We start from the raw sequence: 22,445 nt of genomic DNA, 5'->3' as shown, positions 1-22,445 counted from the left end.
TGAAGTATTTAGTTTCTCCGATATATATCTCATGTAGACACGAAAAAAACAGCCTGCCGCTTGCCGGCAGGCTCAGATTGTCGAGAAACCCACGTCTTGTAGACGTTGGGTTTCTCTTATTTTCATTTGCAGTTGCTAAAAAGCCTAAAAAAGAAGGGTTACCCCCTCTTTTCCAGGCGATCCAGGTGGATCGCCATCTTCTTCATGTTCTGCACGGTGGCCGTCATCAACGCTTGTTCCGTGACGTTCGAGAGTCCGCGCAAACGGCAATAGCGAAACCCATGGAGCTCTTTGGCATCCGCGAAGCTTCGCTCAATCGTTTCTTTTCGTTTGCGGTACAACTGCTTGCCGTCTCGGCTTAGCCGGTTATTTCGCACCCAGTCTTTGCTGTCTTCCCAGACATGTCGGGTCAGTACCTTCCGGTGGTTCCTGGAATGAGTGCATTGCGCAAGCATCGGACAGGTCTTGCAATGTTCCGGGTCTGACGCATACTGCCTGTAACCCTTCCGGTCGGTAGTCCGGTACGTCAGTTGGTGTTTTTCCGGGCAGATATAGGTGTTACTTTCAGCGTCGTAAGTAAACTTCCATTTGGCAAACAAACCTTGCTTCGGATGAAATCTCCGGTGTGCAATAACGGCAAAAATCTTTCGCTGCTGTAAACCTCGGCAAATGGGCGTAGTTAAATAACCGGAATCCAGGGCTACAGCTTCAACCTTGAATCCAAAACGTTCTCTTTGGCGGTCTAATCGCGACAAATACGGAACCGAATCGTGGACATTTCCTGGCGTAACATGGACATCGGTAATGAGATTGTATTTAAGATCCACCGTCCGGTGGTCGAGATAAAAGAACCCCTCTGGCTTACCGTCGCGAATCATATAGCCACTTTCAGGATCGGTGGTGCTCACTTTAATTTCTTTGGTTCCATTCACTTCCTCTCGTACTTTCAGGGCTTTTTTCCGTGCGCTTTGCGGTCCTCCGTCACAGCCTCATTGAGTTCGTCAATATAGTCCTTGGTGTTTTGTAGAACTTCTTGCTTGGTATAGTGGTGCTTGTTGGCATTGGCTTTTACGTGAGTCGAATCGGTAATGAGCACACGCCCGCCCACCATTTTGTGCGAGATCGCTTGGAGGACGATTTCGTCAAAGATCTCCTGGAAAATGTCAGTATCCTTAAACCGAGTCCGCCGGTTCCAGCTAATGGTGGAGTGGTCTGGGACTTTATCGGTTAGACCAAGACCTAAAAACCAGCGGTAAGCCAAATTCGTTTGAATCTCGCGTTCCAACTGGCGTTCGGAGCGAATGCCATAAAAATAACCGAGAAAAATCATCTTAAACAGAACGACCGGATCAATGGCTGGCCGCCCGTTATCTGCGCAGTAAAGAGGACGAACCTTATCGTCAATAAAGGAGAAGTCGATATACTTGTCCACTTTCCGCAGCAAATGATCCTGTGGAACCAGCTCTTCAATTGACACGAATTCGTAGCTTTGTTGTTTTTCCCGATTAGATCTCAGCATTCAAGACACCATCCGTTCATGAGTAGTTATCTATATTATACAACATTAACGCGGTGCTGTCTTAAAATAAATAAACATAAAGAAGGCTGTCGAGACTTTCTCGACAGCCTGAGAAGCCCCTTAAAGGGACTTCTTGTGCTTCGTGATAAGGTGCTTAGCTCTGCTTTCACCATATGGAGTAAGTTTAACCCCTGTCATGACAACATCATTTGGAATGCTGACACCATCATACTTCGGACTCCATGCTCTCAATGGAACATAAACCAACCCATCTTTGTTCAAGTGGTACAGGGCTTCAATGAAATCATCTACTTTCCCTTCTCTTGAGAAGTGGGTATACACCTCTTGCTTCTCTTTCTTATGGGCAAGACCAAGCAACACTACATCTTTGAATAACATACGTCATTCCTCCTATATGGGATTGTACTACCAATATAAGAGGAAGCCGCCCTTAATTTAACATGCCTACGTAATTCACAATTCATCATCCTTCTGAAGCTTGATGTCCAGCTCAATCAACCGTTCCAGATCCTGAACGGTCTTCATCATTATATGTCCAGCCTGTAGGTCCTTAACCCATTGGGCGATAGCTGCCTTGACGATTTTACGGTACTGCTCTTTGGATTCCAGGATCCCTTCCATCACGGCGAGCTCATGCTGCAATAAATCTTCATCTTTTGTTCTCATGTGGTCCCCTCAGCTTTCCTTTATACTGGAATGCGAGATAGCGGCGGTGTCGATAAATGCCGCGCGCGGCGGGCCGCTATCTCAGCTGGGGGTACCTGGGCGAATACCCTGGGTATGATCAGGAGGACGTGTCAGCGTCCTCCTTTTATTTTAATTAAAATTTGATTAACCTATTTCAAAGAAAAAACCACCCAATCAGTAGGTGGTTGATGTTTCAAATATCTGTCCTATTAGTCAACATATTAAAGAGTATTTAGAATTCAATCACCAATGAGGAAAATAGAGTGAAACAAAGCTACGAAAAATTCAGGTTCTTGTATCGGAGAAGCTTCTTCGATCTCTAATCTTACCTTAAATCCTTCTGTCGTTTTCATTCTCCATCTAGCCAACTCCTTACCTGAATGCATGAACTTAGCCCAATCGAACATATCTTTCTTTATTACATACTCTTGATCTTGATAAGTGACTTTAAACTCTGGAGCAACTTTTTGCCAACTCTTATATGTAACTCTAAAAACGTCTTGTGTATCACTACGCTGAACACTATATTCCGGCCTCCCAAGCCATGGTGTTTTTTTGTTGCACTGGAACACCGGATGACCGTCTGCAGAATATACCTGGATCTGTGCGGACCAATCAATTCCAAATACATAATTGCACATCTTTGCTATAACATTGGGATATACTCGCTCAAACCAGCACACTACATTCCCTTGCTCGTCTTTAACTTTAGTCCGTTTGGTTGAGGGCTTCAGCTTTGGCGGGTTGTAGGAGAAGATCTTCATTAATGTCCCCCTCATAATTCAGATTTATAGAATGCATCCACTACAATCCTATCATCAATTACAATAATATTGAACAATCTGTCGTTAATTGAAGAATATCTCTGTTGATATAAATATCAATGATGAGTTATAGTTCAGCACTCGTTCGATTAATCAAAACAGGCTTAATGCCTGTCGCTTCCTGGTATCGTTGTTTGATTACATCACAGAACTTCGGATCAATCTCCATAGTCCTGCAAGAGCGATCCATCTGATTTATTTGGGATAAGGTTTGTGCAAAGGCATGATCTTGCGCCGCATCTTCTTGTTAAGGGGCATAAGGTATTTGTGCTTGCCTTCGGTACGATACAATTCGGCATTGGCATCAAGATTATTCCTGATCCAATCGATGCGTTGACTGCCGGTACCGTACTTGGAATGAATCGATTTGGGATGTGTCTTCTTCCCTTTAATGATGAAATAATGTTCACCGTCTGTCTTTCCCTCATAGATCCAGTTGGTCGCCTGATAGATCCCACCGTGATGCTTCTGTTCAACGTCGGCATAACTGACGATCAACTCAACGTTGGGGGACTGATCCTTCAAGAATCGAATTGCTTTGGCAAGGATCTCCGAAACAAACGACTTGTGTTTGGTCAATGCAACCCGTGTGAGCTCACAGCATTCACGTTGAGTCAGGCCGTAAGGAGACCCGATATTCTGAGTTGCCCCACGGCTGAATATAACAACCCCAATATACTGGCCATTCTCCCATGCTCCCACTTTCACGGACTTTCCAGCGGGTAAGCTGCGGCTATAGTGGAAGTTCTCGCAAGCAAACTTTGCGGCTGCATGCGTCGCCCAATCCACCTTTAAATCAATCATGTTCAAATTCCTCCCCGCAGTGCGGACAAGTCACAAGCTTTGAGCTCAATACCCCCAAATCCCCTTGATCTTCGGGAGTGCCTGCTTCAAAATTCGGGATCTCAATATCCCCAAGCATTTGTTTCAAGTCCACATCGTCAAAACCGGACAAGGAAATATCCACGCCGTCCTTTTGCAGCTCAACAAGCAACTGCGATAGAGCATCTTCATCCCAGTCACCTGATACTTTGTTCAAAGCAATATTCAGGAGCCGTTCCTGCTGATCGTCGAGATCCACGACAGACACTTGCAGTTCAGTATGGCTCTGCTCATTAACCAGGATCTTATACCGTTGATGGCCACCGACCATGTTTCCTGTGCGTTCATTCCAGATGATCGGCTCCACATAACCGAATTCCTCGATGCTTCGGCGAAGTTTTTCATATTCAACGTCCCCAGGCTGAAGATCAACCCGAGGGTTATAGGCTGCTGCATTAATCTGATCGATTGGCACGATTCTGATGTTCATGTCTCTACCTCCAGTGGTTTTATGACAACAAAAAAAGGACCAGCTCAGGGCTCGTCCTAATGATTGTATTAGCTGTTGTGTCTTCTCAGTGCGTCTTCTAAACGGTTGAATAAGTCGCCATACCGTTCTTTTGTGGCTTCATCAGTTACAATTTTCATTCCGTCTAGACTAGATACCATTCCTTGAAGATGCACAACGTGAGTTTCAAGTGCATTGAAGTAATCTGGGTCTGAGGTTTGGATCAGCCTATTTATATAAAAAAGGTCTACAACTTCTAAAAGAAGAGTATTTTTATTAACAAATTTCATCTAAACACCCCCGTTCAAAACATTCATTCATGTCAAGGATATTTTACCTTCCTCAGTATGAAGTGTCGAGGATAAAACAAACAAATTGCTTTGTATTTGTGTTGAGTTGGTTTCAACGTTTGGGTGACCATCATATGCATTCGTACGCTCACTCAGTTGCTGTTCTCCGCTCTTCAACGGACTGCTCCCTGCAATCGGATGTTCTCATACTAATACGCTTAAAACGGCTCATATTCCGTCATATAAGAGCAACAGAAAAAGCACCTAATTTAGGGTGCTTCCTTAAGAAATTCATATATCATTTTGATATAACGCGAAAGTGTTACGATGTAATCTTCGTCAGCAACTTTGGAAGCATCAAAAATCAATTGTTCTCCTGAATCCAGAGTGATAGTCAATTTCGAACCGGCATAGCGATCATTATGGTGTTCTAAATAGTCTAGTTTAGTCACCTTATAATCTTTATAAATAATTTCACTCAGGCTTCTCGTGTCATTCTTTATCGAAATGATATCTTTGTGCGTGAATATGGTCAGCCCTGGTTTTTCTTTACCGAACCAATCCTCCGGGTAGAATGCCATAATTTTTTCATCAAGCTGACTGTCTTGAATATGCATTAGTAAATCCGTATAAATTGAACTGCTTCCAAAGTATCTCTTAAATTCTTTGTACATTTCCATACGAATCCCTCCTCGACATCATAATTCGACATTCAGGAAGGTTTTTCCTTTCTAATACAACACTCAGGAGGTTTAGGACAAAACTGCTTCACTCCATCCCATCTCCCCCACACACAACCTTTGCATTTCTTCGGCTGCTCTCTGGGTCGGATCCGTTTCTTCTTCCGTCTTCTACTGACCACTTCTATTCCTCCAATAAAAAAAGCCGATCCAGTGAAGGAACGACTTTAATGTGATATGTATGATGTTGGTGTTACGTCCTAAAAGCATGCGCCCGAACGGTCGCCGCAAAAACGCTGCGCTCTTTGCTTTAAAAGCATACGTACTTTGTAACTATAGAGGAAGAACAAGACCATTTTAACGAAGTCACAAAATCAAGGTCAATCTTCGGAATGTCCTTCATTAGCGAAGAAACTAATACCATACATGTTTTACTCACTATTGCTCATTAATTCGATTATGCACTCGTCTTTACACTTCCTGATTTCTTTGAAGCTGATAGCTTCTCTTTCATAACTAGAAGCATTTCTACCAGTTCATCCCGGCTGATTAGTCTGACTCCGTTTGATTTTGCGAGCTCATAAGCCTGTTGAGTAAAATTACTGTTGGTAACAACCCATGCACCGGATGCCTTATAGTGTGCCTTAGCACCCTGAACTTCTTGAACAGCTTTCAACCCTACATTCTTTTTATAACGCTTGGCTTGAACCACAATCCGTTTCCCATCTTTGGACATAATCAGATCTGCTCCAAAGTCGCCTGCTGCCTTTGTAACCTCAGCCTTGTACCCCTGAGAGCGAAAAAGATGACCAAGATAATGTTCAAATTGTACGCCGTCCATCTTATCGATCTCAGCTATGCCTGACCTCTTCAGTCGTTCGGCACGTTTTCGTTGAATATAGACCATTAAAATAATAACTCCAACGACACCTAGCAATCCGACAACCAATGATGCTTGCCATGATCTTGTTACCGAATAGGTTCCAATAATTCCTCCCAACATCGCCATACCAGCTAACCCTTGGAACAATTCTTCTTCCTGCTTCGCCTTACTCTTCCTTCTTGCCATCATTTCTTCCCCCAAGTATGTATATTGTCCTGAACACAATTCGACACTTGGGACTAATTTCCTGCCTTGTATAGAAAAAAGCGAGAAGAGGAACGCCCCAGTCATATGCCGCCTCGTGCGGCTGTGCGTTTCATTCTCGCTTAATTCCCACAATACAAATATATCACCTAAAAAGTCCAACGAAGTGCCATTCTTCATTCAAAAATAGATTATTAATCAGTCACTGATTTAATAGCGAATAGTTCCTTTATGTAAATTCTATGTAAATTTATATATGAATCTACCTAAATTTTGCAATCATAGATTTCTAATGCTATAATATTCCTGTAACAACCAAATTCTATGAAAAGAGGTATGAATCTATGAAAAAGGTTAAGCAACTGGGAATCGCATCATTATCTGCACTCTTGTTGTCCTCATTTACTCTACCCGCTTTTGCTAGCGCTCAAGTTGCGAATGGAAATTCTACTAATTCGGGAACACAAATCGAATTACCGTCTGGCCCAATCAATCTAGACAAAAGAATTGAACTTGAACTTAGACAAGTAGATTACGATACTCTCTTTAGAACGGTTGGCGCTGAGCTTGGTATTACATCAACTGCAGGCGATGTTACTACACAAGGTTGGAAGACAAAACTAGCAAAAGAAGTAGCACAAGAATTGATCAAAAAACTCAAAAACGTTGGGTCACGTGCTTGGAATGAACAGATTAAAGTATACGTAGACAAATTGCCATTGACAGCTGGTGCAAAAACTACTCTTAAAACATATCTTAGTTACCAGGTACTCATGCAGGCATTGGATATTATGGTAGACTTCACAGGAACTGCAGAGGATGGCCTCTCTAACGCATTACAATCGGTTGGTATTCCGGCGTGGTTAAGCGATCCAGCTGCTAGAGCTATTGTATTCTTCCTGCTATAAAGCACCAATATTTAAGGGGGACTAAACGTGTACATACTTTCACTGATCATACTTATAATTACAGGTTTGGTGTCCGTCATTGATATTTTATTCGGCTTAAAAGAATCGGGCGAAGGTATCAGAATATTTGTCAACGTCTCTCAAGCTCTATTCTTCTTGTCGATACTATTCTTTGTAATAAAAATGTCTACCCGAAAGAAGTAAGCATCGAAAAAGGAGAGCTGTTTATCCAGCTCTCCTCAGGCTGTCGAGAAATGGATTGTCAACAGTAAATCAGACAGCATTTTTAAGGGCTGCATGGCGATACTGAACCGGTGTCATGTATCCTAGTGTTCCATGAATCCGATGCTTGTTAAACCAGTTAACATAATCGTATAATTCCAGTTCCAGATGACGAAGACTCTGGAAGTTCATCTGGTTCACGAACTCTGTTTTCATAATCTTGTAGGTCGCTTCCGCCACAGCGTTGTCGTAGGGGCAGCCTTTCATGCTCAGGGATCGGCCAATTTCAAATGTCTCCAAAAGTGCATCCATCTTTTGATTTTTAAACTCACTGCCACGGTCGGTATGGAACCATTGAATCTGAGATAAATCACCCTGAACCGTTGCAAAGGCACGAGAAACCAACACGGCATCCTTATGAGGGCCTACACTATGGCCGATGATCTCTCGATTGAACAGGTCGATAAGTACACAAATGTAATGCCACCGGTTCTGAACTTTCACATACGTCAGATCGCTGACAACGACTCGTTTAGCCTCCGTTTGATCGAATTCGCGATTCAGCGTATTGGCTGTAGACGCTTCATTACACGCGGACTTAAGGGGTTTATATTGCGACACGGTGTACGTAGAAACAAGTCCCTGCTCTTTCATGATCCGGCCAATTCGACGTCTGGAGACGACGAAACCACGTTCCTGGAGCTTGACTTTAATCTTGCGTGTACCGTAAGCTTTTCGATTCTTATGGAAAATGTCCGCAATCGCTTCGGCGACATCGTCTTCGCTCGTTTGTTCTTTCGCTTCATAGTAAAACGTACTTCTTGCGATTTGCAGGACGTCGCACATTGCTGATACCGAGTATTTATCACGGTTGTTCTGGATGATAGCTACTTTCGTCCCATGATCAGCGCGGCTTGCTTTAAAATATCCACCTCCATTTTCAGACGCTGGTTCTCCTTTCGCAAGGCAATCAGCTCATTGTCTTCGGAGGAGCGATTGTCCTTCTCCTTGAAGGAACCCGTTGTTTGGGCTTGTTTGATCCAGCGGTCTAAAGCGGAGGCTGTGAGGTCATATTCCTCCACGATCGCTGCTCTGGATTTTCCGTTTTCATAGAGTTCTACCATTTGTTTTTTGAATTCTGCTGTAAAGGTACGTCGTTGTTGTTTTGGCATTGTAGAGATCCGCTCCTTAGGATGATAGGTTTATTCTACAAGCCCTCATTTTTATTGTCCAACTAAGTGTAGACGATCCACCATAAAAAAGGGCACTCCATTAGGGAGTGCCCTCAGAGTGTCGAGAAAGTCCAACGGACTTTTCGACACTCTATTTTTTATATGGGGAATCATATCTTTTAAAATAAAAATCGATTTAAAGCGCTCTGAGAACCCTACTTCAGTGACCGACGAGGCAATTTTAAACCCCCTGCAAAAAAACAGGGGGTTTCTCGACAGCCTGAGCCTGCCGCTTGCCGGCAGGCTGTTCCATCAAATCGTTATAAGAATCTGACCTATCATAAATCAATGAGATCCATATTACCGCGGGAAATCTTATGAGATGATCTTCCCCTTAATAATGAGCCGATGCGTCGGATTGACCATCGGGTGGCAGGTCACGAGCGTAACCTCCTTATTCTTCCCGTCGCTTTCCAGCACCCAGACTTCCTCCGGCTTAACGATCAGCTTTTCGGTTACCTCATATTTAAATACTCGGGTACCCGTATCCACTTCGATGGCATCGCCCACGGCCAGCTCATCCAATCGGTTAAAGTTCCTTCCATAGGTTCGGTTGCGATGGCCGGCAACGGCAAAATTACCGATCTCCCCGGGTCTTCCCGTATGCTCGATGCTGGCCAATGTCGTCCTCAGATTCTCCTTCGTCGCCCCATGCAATACAGGCAGCTTGAGATCGATCTTGGGGATGGCAAGCATCACTTCGAGCTCCCCTTCAGATTTGATGGAGGCATGATCGGATGTACCCGCTCCACCGGCTGCTTCATTGGATTCCTGGTTCCCTGACGCCTGACGATCATCCACAACGCTGATCTGTTGAAGACTATCCTGCCATTCGCGGGCCAGCTGCTCCTGTTCCGCCTGCTGAACCCTTTCCGTCAGCTTCGGATAGAATATTAGGATTATTCCTGCAATGATGAATAGAACAGGCAATGCCCGTTTGATCATGGTCTCACTCACGCCCCTTGCTCATCAGCGACCTCAATGGTCTGCTCCCACTCTTTGTACCATTGAACGATGTTGTCCGAAAGGGGAACCTCATATTCCCCGAGCAGCACTTCCTTCATTCGCTGAAACATCTTTTTGACTTCAGAGTGATGATGCAGCGAAGCATAGATATACATCAATCCGACATAGCCGTCCTCCAAATACGGCAGCCGCTCGATCACCTGCTGGTGGATTCTTACGGCTTCCGCATACTGGCCGATCTCGACATGGCATGCTGCGACGGATTGGACATGCTCGAGCCATAGCAGCCGAAGCCGTTCCTGCTCCGGCTCCGCCCACACATACCGGTGGTCCGCCAGGAAATCCCCTTCGTACACATCCATGATCGACTGGTGGGTGGAAAGCGTGTCCGGCATTACCTCCGGCGCTTTACTCAACCTGTCTTCCCATTTCTCCACGTCCAGCTTACCCGCAAGCTCCAGCCGATAGCTCTCGTCATGATAATGAATTCGGGCATCCAGCCCGCACATTCTGATCATTTTCCGAATCTGATAAATGGCCGTATGGAGCTGCGTCACGGCTTTGTGCGGGTCGTGGACAGGCCACAGCAGATCCATGAGCGTCTGCTTGCTCACCGTCTTCCCCCGGTAGTAAATAAGGTAGGCGAACAGCTCCGGGGCCTTTAACGTTTTCCATGGAAAATGCTTAGGCTCCCCGTTCTCCCTATAGTGCAGGGATTGCAAGCAGCAGAGGGTTATTGGCTCTTGTTCATCTTCGGTACGGCTGACAACTGCTGCCGGCTTTGTTAGCGAACCTTTCACGATTCGGTCGATCGTAACGGAAAGCCTTGAAGGAAGCACCGGCTTCAGCAGATAATCCAGCGCGTTAACCTCAAATGCCTTGATCGCATAATCATCATAGGCGGTCACAAACACGATCTGAAGCTGAGGCCGAACCTCCCATAAACGCTCCGCCAATTCAAAGCCGGTCATCTCCGGCATCTCGATATCCAGAAATACGACATCAGGCTCCTCTGATTGGGCTGCATCTAATGCTTCGTATGGATTTTGATATTCGCCAACCCACTGGAAATCGGCGGCAGCTTCTTCTTGTAACAGCAGTCTCTTTAAATACTGTGTAGCCAGTATTTCATCATCGACGAACATGACCTTCAAGGTCCTCTTCTCCCCCTTCTGCAGGCTCGCCATCCCCCTTGAACCGGGTTCCTTATAGATGAAGTGATGTTCCTGGTTTTTTGCAGTCATGAATGACTTCTCGTGGTCCATCTCACGCAAAACCAGCGAACAGCTCCCCCAATCGTCCAACACCATTTCTTCTATATATTGGCATGTTGCGTTGAATATTTTCTGAATGCTTATTCTAAGTCTTTATACTCATCTTATCACAATAGAATGTTACTTTTGATATTCGATTACAATTTTTACTTGTCGCAGTTGGAATTATTTGTGGTGAGGCTCCCGGTGTAATGCCGACTAATGGAGCATTGTAAAAAAGCTGCTCAGGAGTAAGAGCTCACGCTCCTCTCTGAACAGCTTTTTATCGTATGGTTGTTTTCTTTTCCTGTAACCGGTGTGCCGCAACTGAATTCCAGCAGCATGGCTCTTCTACTGGCTTGGTTTCGGGCGAAGCTTCTTTATCAACGGTGGATGTTCAAAAAAGGCGTTTACGCTTGCACCAATCCCTGAACAAAAGCTTGGAAGTTCGGCGCAAGCCGGGTAATCTTGTCTGGATGTCTCTGGTCAACATGAACGACCTCGGGCTCTCCGTCATTGCCGGCTGCCCGGTAGTCCAGCATGACCGCTTCCGATTCGGAAGGACACAAGCATAGAACGACACCGATCTCCGGGTAGCCTCGATTCTCGATCATATACCGGCTGCCGGCTTCTCCGCAGAGCGAGTGCTTCTTCTCTCGGCCGATGCCCAGCATGCCCGTAATCTCGATGCGGCCATCGGCTGCCTCCCCCGATTGTATAGGGAAAAACCTTCTGCGGGGAATCCCGCCATTATGTACTTTCATCATCTGAATATAGGCTGTCGGCAGTTTAAAAACCAGCTCTTCCTGGATGGATTCAACCAAATCGTCCGTCGGCGGCGCCATGGTATACGAATCGGCAGCTTCCGCGCCGTCATCCCAAAAATCCGTAACATCCAAATCAGCAGGAATAGACGCCTGTCCGGTTGGAGCATCAACTGCTGACACAGCGGCTTCATGCTCCTGCCCCTCCGTTTTACTTCGAATCCACTCTAGGAACTCCAGCGTATCCTCATCCCCCGGCTCCAGCCGGTCGGCGGTTTCGAAGGCTTCGCGCGCATTCTCATACTGCTCCAGGTAATAATAGGCCAGTCCGATGCGGTAATGCCAGAGCGGGTCCTCTTGTCCTTCTTCCGCAACCGATAAGAACTGTTCAACCGCCTCCTCGTAGCGCTCCAGATTATTCAGCGCTCTGCCCAAATGGCTTGTCAGGACATAATCCCGTTCTTCTTCCGGAATCTCCGTGATCGCATCAACGATCGCTTCGAATTCATCCTCTTCATGCCATTCCTCGAGCTGTTCCAAGAGTTCTTCCCTCATTGGCCTTGCCCCCTCTCATACTTTAGTAGAATTATACCATTTTCGGCACGGCAGGCTCCACATCATGTATCGTTATCGTTAGTAAGGCTGGAACTGCAAAGGTGCTGTACGAATGCTTCCCGTTGGAGTGGTGCGCAGGGTGGGGTGGGTCAATAACTGCGGGTTAGGCGCCAATACCGCAAAAGGCCGCAATCCCTGTGAGGATTCGCGGCCAGAAAACGGTGAACATCGGACAAACACCAACATCCATGCTGATAAGCTTGACGTGTGATTCGTTTTAAATTTAGCGCCTGAGCTTTCGGTCATGTCATGATTTTTTTACTGCGGCGGCTGTTCCACCCCGAAATGGATCCAGTCTTCTTTAGGAGGCCCGTATACGCCAAAAGGCTTTAATCCCGCTTGACGCATTAGAATCGTAACCTGTCCCCGGTGGTGGACAATGTGTTTGATGAGTCCCATCAAGATGGACGCATTCGATTCATCTCTTCCGAAGGCATTCTGCACCGCTTGCAGCGAGGCATCCGTCCACTGCTCCTCAATGGCGCGAGCCGCCCGGTCGCTGATCTCCGCAAAGGTATCGGCAATTTCCTTCGCGGAAGCAGGGACTTCCTCCGCATTCGGGATCTGTTCGATGGTAATTCCGAACTCTGACAAATATTCCGGGATATTCGTGGTGAAGTGCCAGGCGATTCTCCCCAACGTTCGTCCTTCCCCGTACACCTTCTGCTGCAGCGAGGCATCCGTCAAACCGTTCAATACCTGCTGAGTTAATGCAGCCTCCCTCTTCCACTCCGCAACAAAATCCGAAATTGTTACATACATAAGCGCAGTCCTCCTTATTTTTTAACAATCATATGTTATTTGGCTCGCCCATCCGCTCTGTTCCAGGGTCCTCCCCTAGCTGAAGTTCCGGTTCTCATTTACATGGTTATTGGACCGGCTGCCTTATCTTTATCCTAACCGTTAATAGTGACAAGGTTTGTCATTATTATGTGGCGAATTTAGCGATGATCCTAATTCATCCTGATTTCAATATGTGTTCGTGAAGAAAAAAGAGCACCGTCAATAGGTGCCCTCATCAAGCATATGCGATTAAACCAGGTATTCCGCCATAATCTGCTCGATATCAAACGGCGTGGTTCCATGATCCACCGAAAATACCGTTTCGGCCTGATCTTTCTGTTCGACGCACTCGCCCCGTGCCTTCGCATGGAGCATAAACAGATCGTACAGGTCCGGTTTCCGAAGCGCCGTCATGGCTTTCCCCATCAGAACCATTCCCTTCTGGTTCCCTTCGACATTGTTATAGTAATGCGGATGCCGCGTCAGGGACAGATCGGTCCAAATGACCGTGCGCTCCATCAGATCAAGGATAACGGGAATCGCAATCTGCGTGTCGGCGGTGACATCGATTTTGTTGACCACCGTGGCAGGCTCGAAGATTTCCCCGGAGCCGGGTTTTTTACGCATCATCCAGCCCGTGAAGCACTCCGGCAGCTCGCAATACGGCTGACTCGTATAAGAATGAAGGGTTGCCACGATGTAGCGCCCGCCGTACTGGACGATGGAAGGAATATGGAGATCAATGAATTCGCATGCGCCCTGTGGGGCGGATACGATGTCTCCGCTGTGCACGGCACGGTACTTGGACGACCGCAGATTCGTATACGAAATATGCTCCACGTACTGCCAGTTCCCGTCGTACATCACTGCGGACAGGTCAATATCCACGCGGCCGGTCGGTTGGCCGTCAACCATCCCCTCTTTCCACCAGCTGAAGAACCGGATCGTATCCCCCTCTCCCATCGGGAGGCGGCTTCCGCGTACGAGCGTACGCAAAGCTTTGCTGGCCGATCTTTGGGAGAACGGGACATGGTAGCGCTGCAAGCGTTGATCGACATAGGTCTTCCCAAGCGGCGGCAGCTCGGAGAACCGCTGGATCAATACCTGGTCACATAGGTTCACAATGTCCTCGCAAGCCCCAGGATCCACCTTCGGAAGCTTATTCGGAACCGCAAACGCCTTGGCCACATTGCCTTTCGGGAAGAAGATGCGAAGGTCGCTCGGCTCATGGCGGCGGGCAAAATGAGACTTCACCTGCAATAACACCAGCGTCGACACTTGATCCGCGACTTCTCCGAATGCAAGCACGACATACTCTGTATGCTCGGTCGAGCGCAGCAGCTGATCCAGCCGTCTCGCGAATTCGCCGGGACGCTTCATCAAGAGATCGATGAGGGACCAGACTTGATCATAACGGAAGGCGAGCTCTACGCTGCCGTTGAAGGTCGTAAAGGGCTTGTTATTGCGCAAGATATCGAAGGCTTCTTCCGCACGCGGAAAACGCGACTTGTATTCGGAAGGGTGTAGAATCTCGCCAAGGCGAATCCAGCGGTCTTTAAATCTCAGCATATCCTCCGTTATCGGGTGGCATCGCTCCAGCAATCCGAGCAGCAGCCGTCTTTCCGGACGCTTGAATTTACGGAAGCGCACAGGCGCGGCAAGGCTGACATCGCCCCCCGACCAAGCCGCTGCCAGACGCAAGACATCCGTCGCCGTTTTGAAGTAGCGCTCGATCAGGTTGATGTTTGCCTTGTCATGCTTCAGCAAGGAGCTTGCGACGAAGGCGGCGTTTTCCTTGAACGGAATTTCGGAAGGAAGCAGCTCTTCCAGCTCCTCCGGCTCGGCATTCGCGATCGCGGTATCGATGTCCTGCCGGTCCGTGTCCGAAATGGACGTCTTGGCTTGAATTAGTTGCCGGATCATCATATGGAACTCGGCTTGGCTTCCAAGCTCGATGACGGTCAGCTGGGTTTTATCCAGCAAAGTAGGTCTTACCACACCGGGATGATCGGGAGCCTCCAGCGTAAGATAATGGTAGACCGCATTCAGATACAGCGCTGCATCGTCTTCCTCCATCACTTGCTGCGGGAATCCGGGATACATCGGCTGATACTCCACATGTGCACCGACCATAACGCTAAGGTCAGCGACTAGCTGGGCATAGAATTCGGAAAACTGCTCCATGGATAATGTACGAATGACGTGCATCAATGGGTGGGAGAACGTAAATCCAAGAAACTCGATATTTTTCAGGGCAGTGGCCAGAACCGCTTCCGAAAGCCAGCCCTCCCCTTGCCCTCGCTCCACCATAAGTTTATTCGCTCTTCGTAAATAGATGGTATTATTTATCATCAGGATTCCAGGAAAGCCTTGCCCTAAATACGTGAAAGGTAGTTTAGAAGGAAGGTACAAGATAGCCTGGATGCCTCCTCTCTTAATCAACATCCCTCAGGGAAGCTGCGACCCTAATTCGCTCAATTTGAAATAGAAGGAAGGATCGCAATAGCCTGAAGGTGTGTTCGGTTCCAGGCCATGTGGCCGTGAACCTTGGATGCACCTATCATCACACACGTCGCTTCCTGCGAACAGGGCGGAAGTATTACGACTTATGGAAACGTGCGGAAATCGGGCCATTCCGATGAATTTCCTTGTGCCGTCCTGCAATTTTGCATTATTCTTGATGAGATTAAGTCGACTTGATATGTTGAATTGCAGGAGGACCAGACATGAGCGAGAAGCTGACCGTGCTTGAATGGCACAAGCAACAAGCCGTAACGAATTTTAATGCCACGTGGGATTTAATTGAAAAAAAAGATCGGACTTGGGAAGACGATCTTCAAATGATACACATGGCCCATGCTTCCCGCTTCCATTGGGGCGAAATCGGAACTCCCCTTCAATTTGCAAGAGGCGAATGGCAAATCTCCCGGGTATACGCCGTGCTCGGCATGTCCGAGAGTGCTTTATATCATGGTAAAAACTCGCTTAAATGGTGCATCGAGAATCACATCGGTGACTTCGATTTGGCATTTGCATATGAAGCCATTGCTAGAGCCTATATGATTTATAAGGAATCCGACTCCATGATGAAATATCTCCAACTGGCCAAGGAAGCAGCCGATCATATTGGAGATCCCAAAGAGAGAGATTACTTACTATCCGAATTGCAAACCATCTCGTTGGGTTAGTACCGCACTTACCCCTACATCATTAACGTCTGTGCAGATCACTTAAAAAGCGCCGACTGCAAAAAAGCGGGATAGCATAAAAATCTCACAATCCATTTATGGATTGTGAGACGTCCTTGCCATTTGCATCAATCTTTTAGTTAACACGAAATCCTAGGTTTGCTGCTCATCTCCAACCGGATATGCGTAGAAGATAAAACGATCCGGTGCATTGCCTAAATAGCGGAACGGATAACAGGTGGAAATGACCAGCACCTCGGATCCCATCGATCGAATAACCGATGTATCGTCCTTGTCTACAATATCCGTGCTTCGGATCTCGTATTCAAATGTCCCATACGGCAGCTTTACGATGAATCGATCCCCAACCGCCAGCTTGTCGAAGTTCCGGAACACCGTGTCCCGATGGCCTGACAGCAGAATCTGTTCATCGTCTAGTGGAAATGCGGTAGAGCTATAATGCCCGACTCCTCTTTCAAGCATATCCTCATCCGTGCCCTCGATAATCGGAAGCTCGGCTTCCAGCTTTGGAACTTCCAGCATCCCGATCACATCGTTCGGACTTGGATCAAACTGGGATCTCTCGGCCATAGGATCACGCTGCGAGGCTGGATCAACACCCTTATCATCCAAATGATCTATGGTTTGCGGCTGAGAAATCAGCGTATTCGCTTCCGCCATGGCTTCCTTCAGGCTTGCTTGATGTTCGAAATATTGTATTGCAGCGAATGTTACAAACCCGACGCCTGCAAGCATCAACAACGCACCTACGATTCTTCGCATGGCTTCCCCTTTCATTCTGTTCAAATTCATCAGTCGGTGACTGCCGGAGCAACAATGGAATCTAATGTTTTTCCAATTGAATATCTATATTTTTACAACCATATCTTACTTCTTCTCCTACTTAAAATCCAGCCGATTGACCGTACTTCTTCTCTTAATAAGCCAAAAGTAATAAATTTCTCGATTTAACCCACTCTGTTAATAGAGGTTCCGATGGAGACTCTAAATCGATGGGACACGCCTGGAATCTGCTCCGCTTACCACCCTATGTTTCCATTGATAAAGGATCTGCACGTTATACGCATCTGATACCTCCGTGATTTATATTTCAAGTTCGATCGTTCGTCACGCCGCTTAACAATAGGTCACCGTATCTAAATAGAAAAACAACCATTGACGACGTTCATGTCATCAATGGTTGTTTGGGTCGCTTCTACTTATCGATCAGGTTCGTCACTTTCAGCATTCTTGCAATCAGTGCGGTGACTTCGGCGCGCGTCATTTGCGCTTTCGGACTAAGAAGTTCCGAACCGTTCCCGCGAATGATGCCTGCGGAGATCAATTGTGCTACATCGGCTTTAGCCCATTTCGCTACGTTATCTCCATCTTTATATTGAGCCAGAACAGAAGTATCCTGTTCTACTGCATTCTGAGAGAGAATCAGGCGATGAGCCCGGGCTACCATGGCGAACCCTTCCTCTCTCGTAATTTGCCGGCCGCCGACGAAGTTGCCATCGTCATAACCGCGGACAATATCGAATTCATCGGCGATCGCAATCGCATTACGATACCAGATTGTTGCCGGAACATCCGGGAAGCTCATCTGTGGAGCCTCAGGACGCATCAAGCCTAAACCGAGAACCACCATCTCTGCAAACTCGGAGCGCGTAACGCTGCGGTCCGGCGAGAATGTGTTATTCCCGTTGCCCTTCAAATCCAGTCTTGCCGCGATATTGTTCACATCCGCTTTGCCCCAGTGTGTTCTCACATCATCGAAATCCTGCGGATTCCAGATGACCGAATAGGTTCCGCTGCTGCGGAGATCGTTAATCTGAGCAAAATAACGGTTATTGATCTTCGTTACGACAGTTGGCAGATGGTACACACTGCCGTCAGGGTTGACTACAACCCCTGTTGTGATCCGGTTAGGGTCGATGCCCTCCGGAAGAGCGATATATTTCGCCGCATATCCGCTCAGCTGACCGGATCTCACGTTCTTTCCTTCGTGAGCAAACATCAGGTCGAGATCGATTGGATCGACCAGCAGCTCATAGCCTGCCGATGTCGCCTTGCTCTTGGCAGATGCGGTCACGGCTTCCGAAGCACGCTTAATGTCGATACGGACTGCAATATCACCAAGCGCGGCATTTCCAAGCTGCCCAGCTACGGAAGACAGATTCATTTTACCGGCTGGAACCGGATAGATGGCGAGCGGGTTGCTGATTTCCAAGCTTGCGCCCTTATCGCCGAGCCGCTTCAGATTATCCGCAGTCAAGCCGCCAACTGTCAGGTCACCTTCATTCGGCGAGTGAATAGCCAGCTTCGGATCTGTGCTCTTGGATATTGCATCAACCAGCTTGCCCTGATCTACCTTCACTGAGGTTACGGTACGGCCATCCGTAACTGTCGTGGTACCGGTGGCAAATGGATTGTCATTGCCGTCCACTCGGACATCCAGATTGCTCTTTGGAGTTTCCGGCTGAGGTGTTGGAGTTGTTCCCGGCGTGCTTCCGCCTCCTCCGTTTCCGCCTCCATTGTTGTTATCTCCTCCGCCACTGAACGCTCGATATACGGTTAGTTTATAAATCGTCTCTCTACCGTTTACGGTTACCTTGACTTCAATGGTGTTGCTGCCTTCTTTTAAAAGCAAATGATCGCTTGCCTTACCGTCAGCTGCATCCATCCAGGTACCGCCATTGAGTGAAATCTCAATCTTGGCATTCGGATCCAGGCCAGCCAGCTCGTCCAGCGTTGGTGTTAGATAGACGCTGTACGTTGCAGCGAAAACGGATGCGGTGTATTCACGAGTATTTTCAGCAAACTCAGGTGACAGACCAATCGGTGTACCATCATTGCTATTGTTCAATTCCAAACCAATGAGATGGGAATTTCCGGATACATCCACCACGATCGTCTTGGATTCGTTGGACACTTTGCCGTCTTTTATTGCCGTTACATCGACCGTATATTTACCATCCGCCAGGTCAGCTGATGGGATGAAACTCCAGTTGCCACTACTGTCCACTTCGACTTCTCGAGTCTCAATGACATTTCCGTTCTCATCCTTCAGATCTACGGTTACTTTGGCATCCGGGTCTGCGCTGCCCTTGACTTCCGGCTTAGCCACGGATACCAGCTCACCGGTTGGTTCAGTGATCGCAAGCTGTGGCTTGGTCGTGTCCACCGTCACATTTTTGACAGCGGTATTGGACTCGCCGTTCTTCGTGGCTGTCACTTCAACCACGTAGTCCCCATCCGGCAGATCTTGGTCAGGCTCAAAGCTCCAAGTCCCGTCAGCATTCACATTGACTTTTGGAGTGCCAATCACTTTCCCGTCTTTATCTTTAATCACGGCCGTGACATCCGCACCAGGAGCAGACTCACCTTTAAACTCAGGCTTGGCTACGTATGCGTGGCTGCCAGCCGGCTGCGTGATTTTAATCCGGGTCTTCAGTTGATCTTCCGCTGCCTTTAGGGCCTCAAGCGCTTTATTTACTTGCTCTTGCGTTTTGTTTCTGTTTTCAAGCACTGCTTTGGCTTGTTCCAGTGCCTGCTGATACGCTGGCCACTCGTCTTCCATGTAGTCTTCTTCTTTCAATTGGCTGAGTTGCTCAACCGCCTTCTTCAGTTCGGTAATGTTAACAAAAGCTACGGATTTCTCGGCGATAACCTCGTAATTGGTGTCAGTTGACATACCACCGAATTCAATGACGTATCCTGTAACGTTGTTATCATTCGGATAATCATTCCACTTCCCTGCTTGTTGACCAGATGAAAAAATATGAGCTACATATTCCTTATTGCTGTAATCATTAGGCTCCTGAGCGTCCCAGTTGGTATACGCTCCGTCTACTGGCTTCCCAGAGGTTTGATAATAGCCTTCATAGAATTTCAAGCCATTACCGCTATCCTTTTCACCTTCTGGGCCGGTTACCCAACGCCAGTCACCAGTTTTCCTAGGTCCACCATCTTTACGTTCGATATCCTGTGCGCCAATCCAGCCCAAGCCTAGAGTCTTTTCTTTTACGAACTCATTCTCCTTGGCGTCTGTAATCGTGACCAGGTACCCTTGCCGTCCAAAATAAGTCATACCCTCAGCTTCTTGCTTCGCTTTATCCCAAGTAATTGAGCTGCCCTTATTTACATATTTGTAAAAGTGACCGTTACCTTCATAAGGAAGGGCATCGCCTAAGGTAAATTTAATAGTTCTCACTGATTTATCGCTGGACGTCGTCGAGAACTTAACACTGGATAATGTTTGCGTATAAGCTTCTGCTGAAGCCTTTCCCGTAAACATTAGAACGCCGTTATCGGGGGTATTTCTTTTTGCTGTAATTCCCGCAGCCAAGGTATATGATAATGTATCTCCGGTCTGGAAATTTTCAATCATTACCGTTGCAGCATCCAAGTTAGCCGTATCGGGAGAGTTAAGAATCAGAACCTCCGGATCAATAACTACCCCGGTCGGAGTTCCCCCGTCAACAACATCATAGCTGGTCGTACCCCCGGATGTGGTAATTAAGGCTTGTTCTGTATCAGCCGCGTAGACTGAAGCTTTAGCAGCTCCTACCGGAAAACCACCAATAGTAAGAACGCAAGCCAGGAACAATGCTGCATGCTTTTTCTTACGAGGCTTGTTGCTAGATTTAAACACGTTTTTCTTTCCTCCTATCTTTTTCATCATATTTGTAAGCCTCGTGTCTTCCCTTTCCAACAGCCGCTTCGCTTAAGTAATTATGCAGAATAGTTAAAATACCCCTCACATAATCTCTATCCTTTTAAATCCAGGCTACATCTCTGTTAGATTCCTAAATACGAAATTTGTTGGACCGAGGATCTTATTCAAAGTCACTGTCGAATTATAGAAATACACGCCACTACATTATATAGAGGCAGTCTGAATAAAATCTGAATAACCTTAAAGAATTTATCTATGAGAATTGATATATCGGTGCACGTGAACAAAAGAAAACAACCATCGAAGACGTTCATGTCATCAATGGTTGTTTGCGTTGCTTCATTATTTATCAATCAGGTCAGCCACTTTCAGCATTCTTACCATCAGTGCGGTTGCTCTGCACGCGTCATTGCTTAACCTTCCAGCCATCATAGGTTACTTTGAGGATGTACGCAATTCCAGCCTCTCCCACATATCGATGAAAGATCGGCCAGACGTACCGCATTCTGGTTGAAATCTCGGCACCGCATCCTGGCCCCCCTTTCCGCTTCGCATAAAAGGTTACATCTGCAGATGCCCAATTTTTTAAACTTGATGTCCCTTTATTTTGAAGGCGAATGCTCTGCATACCATTTTCTTAGCAGATTAATATGCGCCTGATGATAGCGGTTATGGTCAGCCATATGCCATAATCCCCAGCGAATCGTTGCTTGCTTTTCATTCTCATGACCAAAGGTGACCACCCGATCTAAATCAGCATCCTGCAATTGGGTACAGATGTCTTTCAGCATGCTTAACACCTCTTCATACTCCGATATCAGCATGTTGAGCGACTTGCCTTGGATCATCGGCAGCCGGTTGTTCACATCGATCATGGGACCGTATTGTTTTTGTAACGAATGAGGGAGCGGCTCCCCTTTCATCCGGTACACCCAATTCAAATCAACATACAGGATATGTCTCATTAATTGAGCAGTGCTGTTAAAGCTGCCATCGGGTCCCTTGTAATCGACTTCTTCCTGCGACATGCCCTTCGTAATCAACTGAAGTCGCTGGCTGTTTTCTTTCACCGCGGAATATAACATCCCAACGATCGGGGACATATTTGCCTCGCCTTGCAAATCTTTAAGCATCAGGCTCTTCCTCCTGCAATAATGGCTTCCCGGCCAATTATTTCTTTATTTCTGTAAGGGTTGCATCCCACATTAATACATTTATATTCGGATTTTGGTCTTCATTCATTATCGAGATGGCAAGCTCCTGTGCTCCTTGAATGTCCATTTCGGAATAAGCAGGATCCTCTCGTTCATTTCCATCTGCGATATATATATTTTTTCTATCTTAGTAGGGGAACAGGGAGGTGTCAATTCCAGACTAATTAGATGTGAGCGCGGC

General features: G+C 47.0%; 20 protein-coding genes. 2 read left to right on the top strand and 18 right to left on the bottom strand.

The window, feature by feature from the left end:
• Positions 1–158: 158 nt before the first annotated feature.
• The 9 genes from NSQ46_RS00655 to NSQ46_RS00615 form a co-directional block, all read right to left on the bottom strand.
• Positions 159–1,519, bottom strand: a protein-coding gene (locus NSQ46_RS00655) for an IS1182 family transposase (protein ID WP_251535842.1) whose coding sequence is annotated in 2 segments (ribosomal slippage) — positions 159–952 and positions 952–1,519 — 1,362 coding nt in all. Because the reading frame shifts where the segments join, the coding sequence is not laid out codon by codon here.
• A 120-nt stretch (positions 1,520–1,639) separates the two neighbouring features.
• Complete coding sequence (locus NSQ46_RS00650) at positions 1,640–1,918, bottom strand: hypothetical protein (RefSeq protein ID WP_251535843.1); 279 nt, start codon at positions 1,916–1,918, stop codon at positions 1,640–1,642.
• A gap of 75 nt (positions 1,919–1,993) precedes the next feature.
• A complete protein-coding gene (locus NSQ46_RS00645) occupies positions 1,994–2,206 on the bottom strand; it encodes a hypothetical protein (protein WP_251535844.1) in 213 nt (70 codons plus the stop codon).
• 260 nt (positions 2,207–2,466) lie between these two features.
• Entirely contained in the window at positions 2,467–2,991 is a 525-nt protein-coding gene (locus tag NSQ46_RS00640; protein ID WP_251535845.1) for a hypothetical protein, read from the bottom strand.
• A 255-nt stretch (positions 2,992–3,246) separates the two neighbouring features.
• Positions 3,247–3,855 (bottom strand): protein Mom, encoded by a 609-nt coding sequence (locus NSQ46_RS00635; RefSeq protein WP_251535846.1) that lies wholly within the window; start codon positions 3,853–3,855, stop codon positions 3,247–3,249.
• Positions 3,848–4,363, bottom strand: coding sequence for a ParB N-terminal domain-containing protein (locus NSQ46_RS00630; protein WP_251535847.1), 516 nt, complete (start codon positions 4,361–4,363; stop codon positions 3,848–3,850). The genes NSQ46_RS00635 and NSQ46_RS00630 overlap by 8 nt, the downstream gene beginning before the upstream one ends.
• Before the next feature lie 68 nt (positions 4,364–4,431).
• A complete protein-coding gene (locus NSQ46_RS00625) occupies positions 4,432–4,671 on the bottom strand; it encodes a hypothetical protein (protein ID WP_251535848.1) in 240 nt (79 codons plus the stop codon).
• A 269-nt stretch (positions 4,672–4,940) separates the two neighbouring features.
• Positions 4,941–5,351, bottom strand: coding sequence for a hypothetical protein (locus NSQ46_RS00620; protein ID WP_251535849.1), 411 nt, complete (start codon positions 5,349–5,351; stop codon positions 4,941–4,943).
• A gap of 457 nt (positions 5,352–5,808) precedes the next feature.
• Positions 5,809–6,423, bottom strand: a complete 615-nt coding sequence (locus tag NSQ46_RS00615; protein ID WP_341342581.1) for a restriction endonuclease — start codon at positions 6,421–6,423, stop codon at positions 5,809–5,811.
• Between the two features lie 359 nt (positions 6,424–6,782).
• Between NSQ46_RS00615 and NSQ46_RS00610 the strand changes: the two genes are divergently transcribed.
• Complete coding sequence (locus tag NSQ46_RS00610; protein WP_251535850.1) at positions 6,783–7,346, top strand: hypothetical protein; 564 nt, start codon at positions 6,783–6,785, stop codon at positions 7,344–7,346.
• A gap of 273 nt (positions 7,347–7,619) precedes the next feature.
• On the opposite strand, the gene NSQ46_RS00605 is transcribed toward NSQ46_RS00610, so the two are convergent.
• The 6 genes from NSQ46_RS00605 to NSQ46_RS00580 form a co-directional block, all read right to left on the bottom strand.
• Positions 7,620–8,740 (bottom strand): IS3 family transposase gene (locus NSQ46_RS00605; RefSeq protein WP_156124786.1). Its coding sequence is split into 2 segments (ribosomal slippage): positions 7,620–8,491 and positions 8,491–8,740, totalling 1,122 coding nucleotides; the frame shifts between segments, so codons are not numbered across the junction.
• Positions 8,741–9,115: 375 nt separating this feature from the next.
• A complete protein-coding gene (locus NSQ46_RS00600; RefSeq protein WP_306437009.1) occupies positions 9,116–9,757 on the bottom strand; it encodes a class D sortase in 642 nt (213 codons plus the stop codon).
• The gene (locus tag NSQ46_RS00595; RefSeq protein ID WP_244869284.1) at positions 9,754–11,010 is read right to left on the bottom strand and encodes a response regulator; all 1,257 of its coding nucleotides are present in this window, start codon (positions 11,008–11,010) and stop codon (positions 9,754–9,756) included. The genes NSQ46_RS00600 and NSQ46_RS00595 overlap by 4 nt, the downstream gene beginning before the upstream one ends.
• Before the next feature lie 419 nt (positions 11,011–11,429).
• Positions 11,430–12,338 carry an SMI1/KNR4 family protein gene (locus NSQ46_RS00590; protein WP_342576035.1) on the bottom strand — a complete coding sequence of 303 codons (909 nt, stop codon included), beginning with the start codon at positions 12,336–12,338 and terminating at the stop codon, positions 11,430–11,432.
• Between the two features lie 318 nt (positions 12,339–12,656).
• Complete coding sequence (locus NSQ46_RS00585) at positions 12,657–13,160, bottom strand: DinB family protein (RefSeq protein ID WP_007129065.1); 504 nt, start codon at positions 13,158–13,160, stop codon at positions 12,657–12,659.
• A 270-nt stretch (positions 13,161–13,430) separates the two neighbouring features.
• Positions 13,431–15,533, bottom strand: coding sequence for a TerD family protein (locus tag NSQ46_RS00580; protein WP_342576033.1), 2,103 nt, complete (start codon positions 15,531–15,533; stop codon positions 13,431–13,433).
• Between the two features lie 374 nt (positions 15,534–15,907).
• On the opposite strand from NSQ46_RS00580, the gene NSQ46_RS00575 reads away from it, so the two are divergent.
• The gene (locus NSQ46_RS00575; RefSeq protein ID WP_342576031.1) at positions 15,908–16,369 is read left to right on the top strand and encodes a hypothetical protein; all 462 of its coding nucleotides are present in this window, start codon (positions 15,908–15,910) and stop codon (positions 16,367–16,369) included.
• A 153-nt stretch (positions 16,370–16,522) separates the two neighbouring features.
• On the opposite strand, the gene NSQ46_RS00570 is transcribed toward NSQ46_RS00575, so the two are convergent.
• The 3 genes from NSQ46_RS00570 to NSQ46_RS00560 form a co-directional block, all read right to left on the bottom strand.
• Positions 16,523–17,152, bottom strand: coding sequence for a class D sortase (locus NSQ46_RS00570; RefSeq protein WP_342576029.1), 630 nt, complete (start codon positions 17,150–17,152; stop codon positions 16,523–16,525).
• Positions 17,153–17,585: 433 nt separating this feature from the next.
• Positions 17,586–21,056, bottom strand: coding sequence for an S-layer homology domain-containing protein (locus NSQ46_RS00565; RefSeq protein WP_210094097.1), 3,471 nt, complete (start codon positions 21,054–21,056; stop codon positions 17,586–17,588).
• 596 nt (positions 21,057–21,652) lie between these two features.
• Positions 21,653–22,183 (bottom strand): DinB family protein, encoded by a 531-nt coding sequence (locus NSQ46_RS00560; protein ID WP_210094098.1) that lies wholly within the window; start codon positions 22,181–22,183, stop codon positions 21,653–21,655.
• Between the last annotated feature and the right edge of the window lie 262 nt (positions 22,184–22,445).

The organism is Paenibacillus sp. FSL M8-0142, assembly GCF_038597315.1.
Classification (GTDB): Bacteria; Bacillota; Bacilli; order Paenibacillales; family Paenibacillaceae; genus Paenibacillus_AQ; species Paenibacillus_AQ lactis.
This window is presented reverse-complemented; position numbering and strand designations above follow the sequence as displayed.

Coding starts and splice junctions, on each gene's coding strand:
- NSQ46_RS00650 (WP_251535843.1), bottom strand. CDS start 1,918: ATGTTATTCAAAGATGTAGTGTTGCTTGGTCTTGCCCATAAGAAAGAG.
- NSQ46_RS00645 (WP_251535844.1), bottom strand. CDS start 2,206: ATGAGAACAAAAGATGAAGATTTATTGCAGCATGAGCTCGCCGTGATG.
- NSQ46_RS00640 (WP_251535845.1), bottom strand. CDS start 2,991: ATGAAGATCTTCTCCTACAACCCGCCAAAGCTGAAGCCCTCAACCAAA.
- NSQ46_RS00635 (WP_251535846.1), bottom strand. CDS start 3,855: ATGATTGATTTAAAGGTGGATTGGGCGACGCATGCAGCCGCAAAGTTT.
- NSQ46_RS00630 (WP_251535847.1), bottom strand. CDS start 4,363: ATGAACATCAGAATCGTGCCAATCGATCAGATTAATGCAGCAGCCTAT.
- NSQ46_RS00625 (WP_251535848.1), bottom strand. CDS start 4,671: ATGAAATTTGTTAATAAAAATACTCTTCTTTTAGAAGTTGTAGACCTT.
- NSQ46_RS00620 (WP_251535849.1), bottom strand. CDS start 5,351: ATGGAAATGTACAAAGAATTTAAGAGATACTTTGGAAGCAGTTCAATT.
- NSQ46_RS00615 (WP_341342581.1), bottom strand. CDS start 6,423: ATGATGGCAAGAAGGAAGAGTAAGGCGAAGCAGGAAGAAGAATTGTTC.
- NSQ46_RS00610 (WP_251535850.1), top strand. CDS start 6,783: ATGAAAAAGGTTAAGCAACTGGGAATCGCATCATTATCTGCACTCTTG.
- NSQ46_RS00595 (WP_244869284.1), bottom strand. CDS start 11,010: ATGACTGCAAAAAACCAGGAACATCACTTCATCTATAAGGAACCCGGT.
- NSQ46_RS00590 (WP_342576035.1), bottom strand. CDS start 12,338: ATGAGGGAAGAACTCTTGGAACAGCTCGAGGAATGGCATGAAGAGGAT.
- NSQ46_RS00585 (WP_007129065.1), bottom strand. CDS start 13,160: ATGTATGTAACAATTTCGGATTTTGTTGCGGAGTGGAAGAGGGAGGCT.
- NSQ46_RS00580 (WP_342576033.1), bottom strand. CDS start 15,533: ATGATAAATAATACCATCTATTTACGAAGAGCGAATAAACTTATGGTG.
- NSQ46_RS00575 (WP_342576031.1), top strand. CDS start 15,908: ATGAGCGAGAAGCTGACCGTGCTTGAATGGCACAAGCAACAAGCCGTA.
- NSQ46_RS00570 (WP_342576029.1), bottom strand. CDS start 17,152: ATGCGAAGAATCGTAGGTGCGTTGTTGATGCTTGCAGGCGTCGGGTTT.
- NSQ46_RS00565 (WP_210094097.1), bottom strand. CDS start 21,056: ATGATGAAAAAGATAGGAGGAAAGAAAAACGTGTTTAAATCTAGCAAC.
- NSQ46_RS00560 (WP_210094098.1), bottom strand. CDS start 22,183: ATGCTTAAAGATTTGCAAGGCGAGGCAAATATGTCCCCGATCGTTGGG.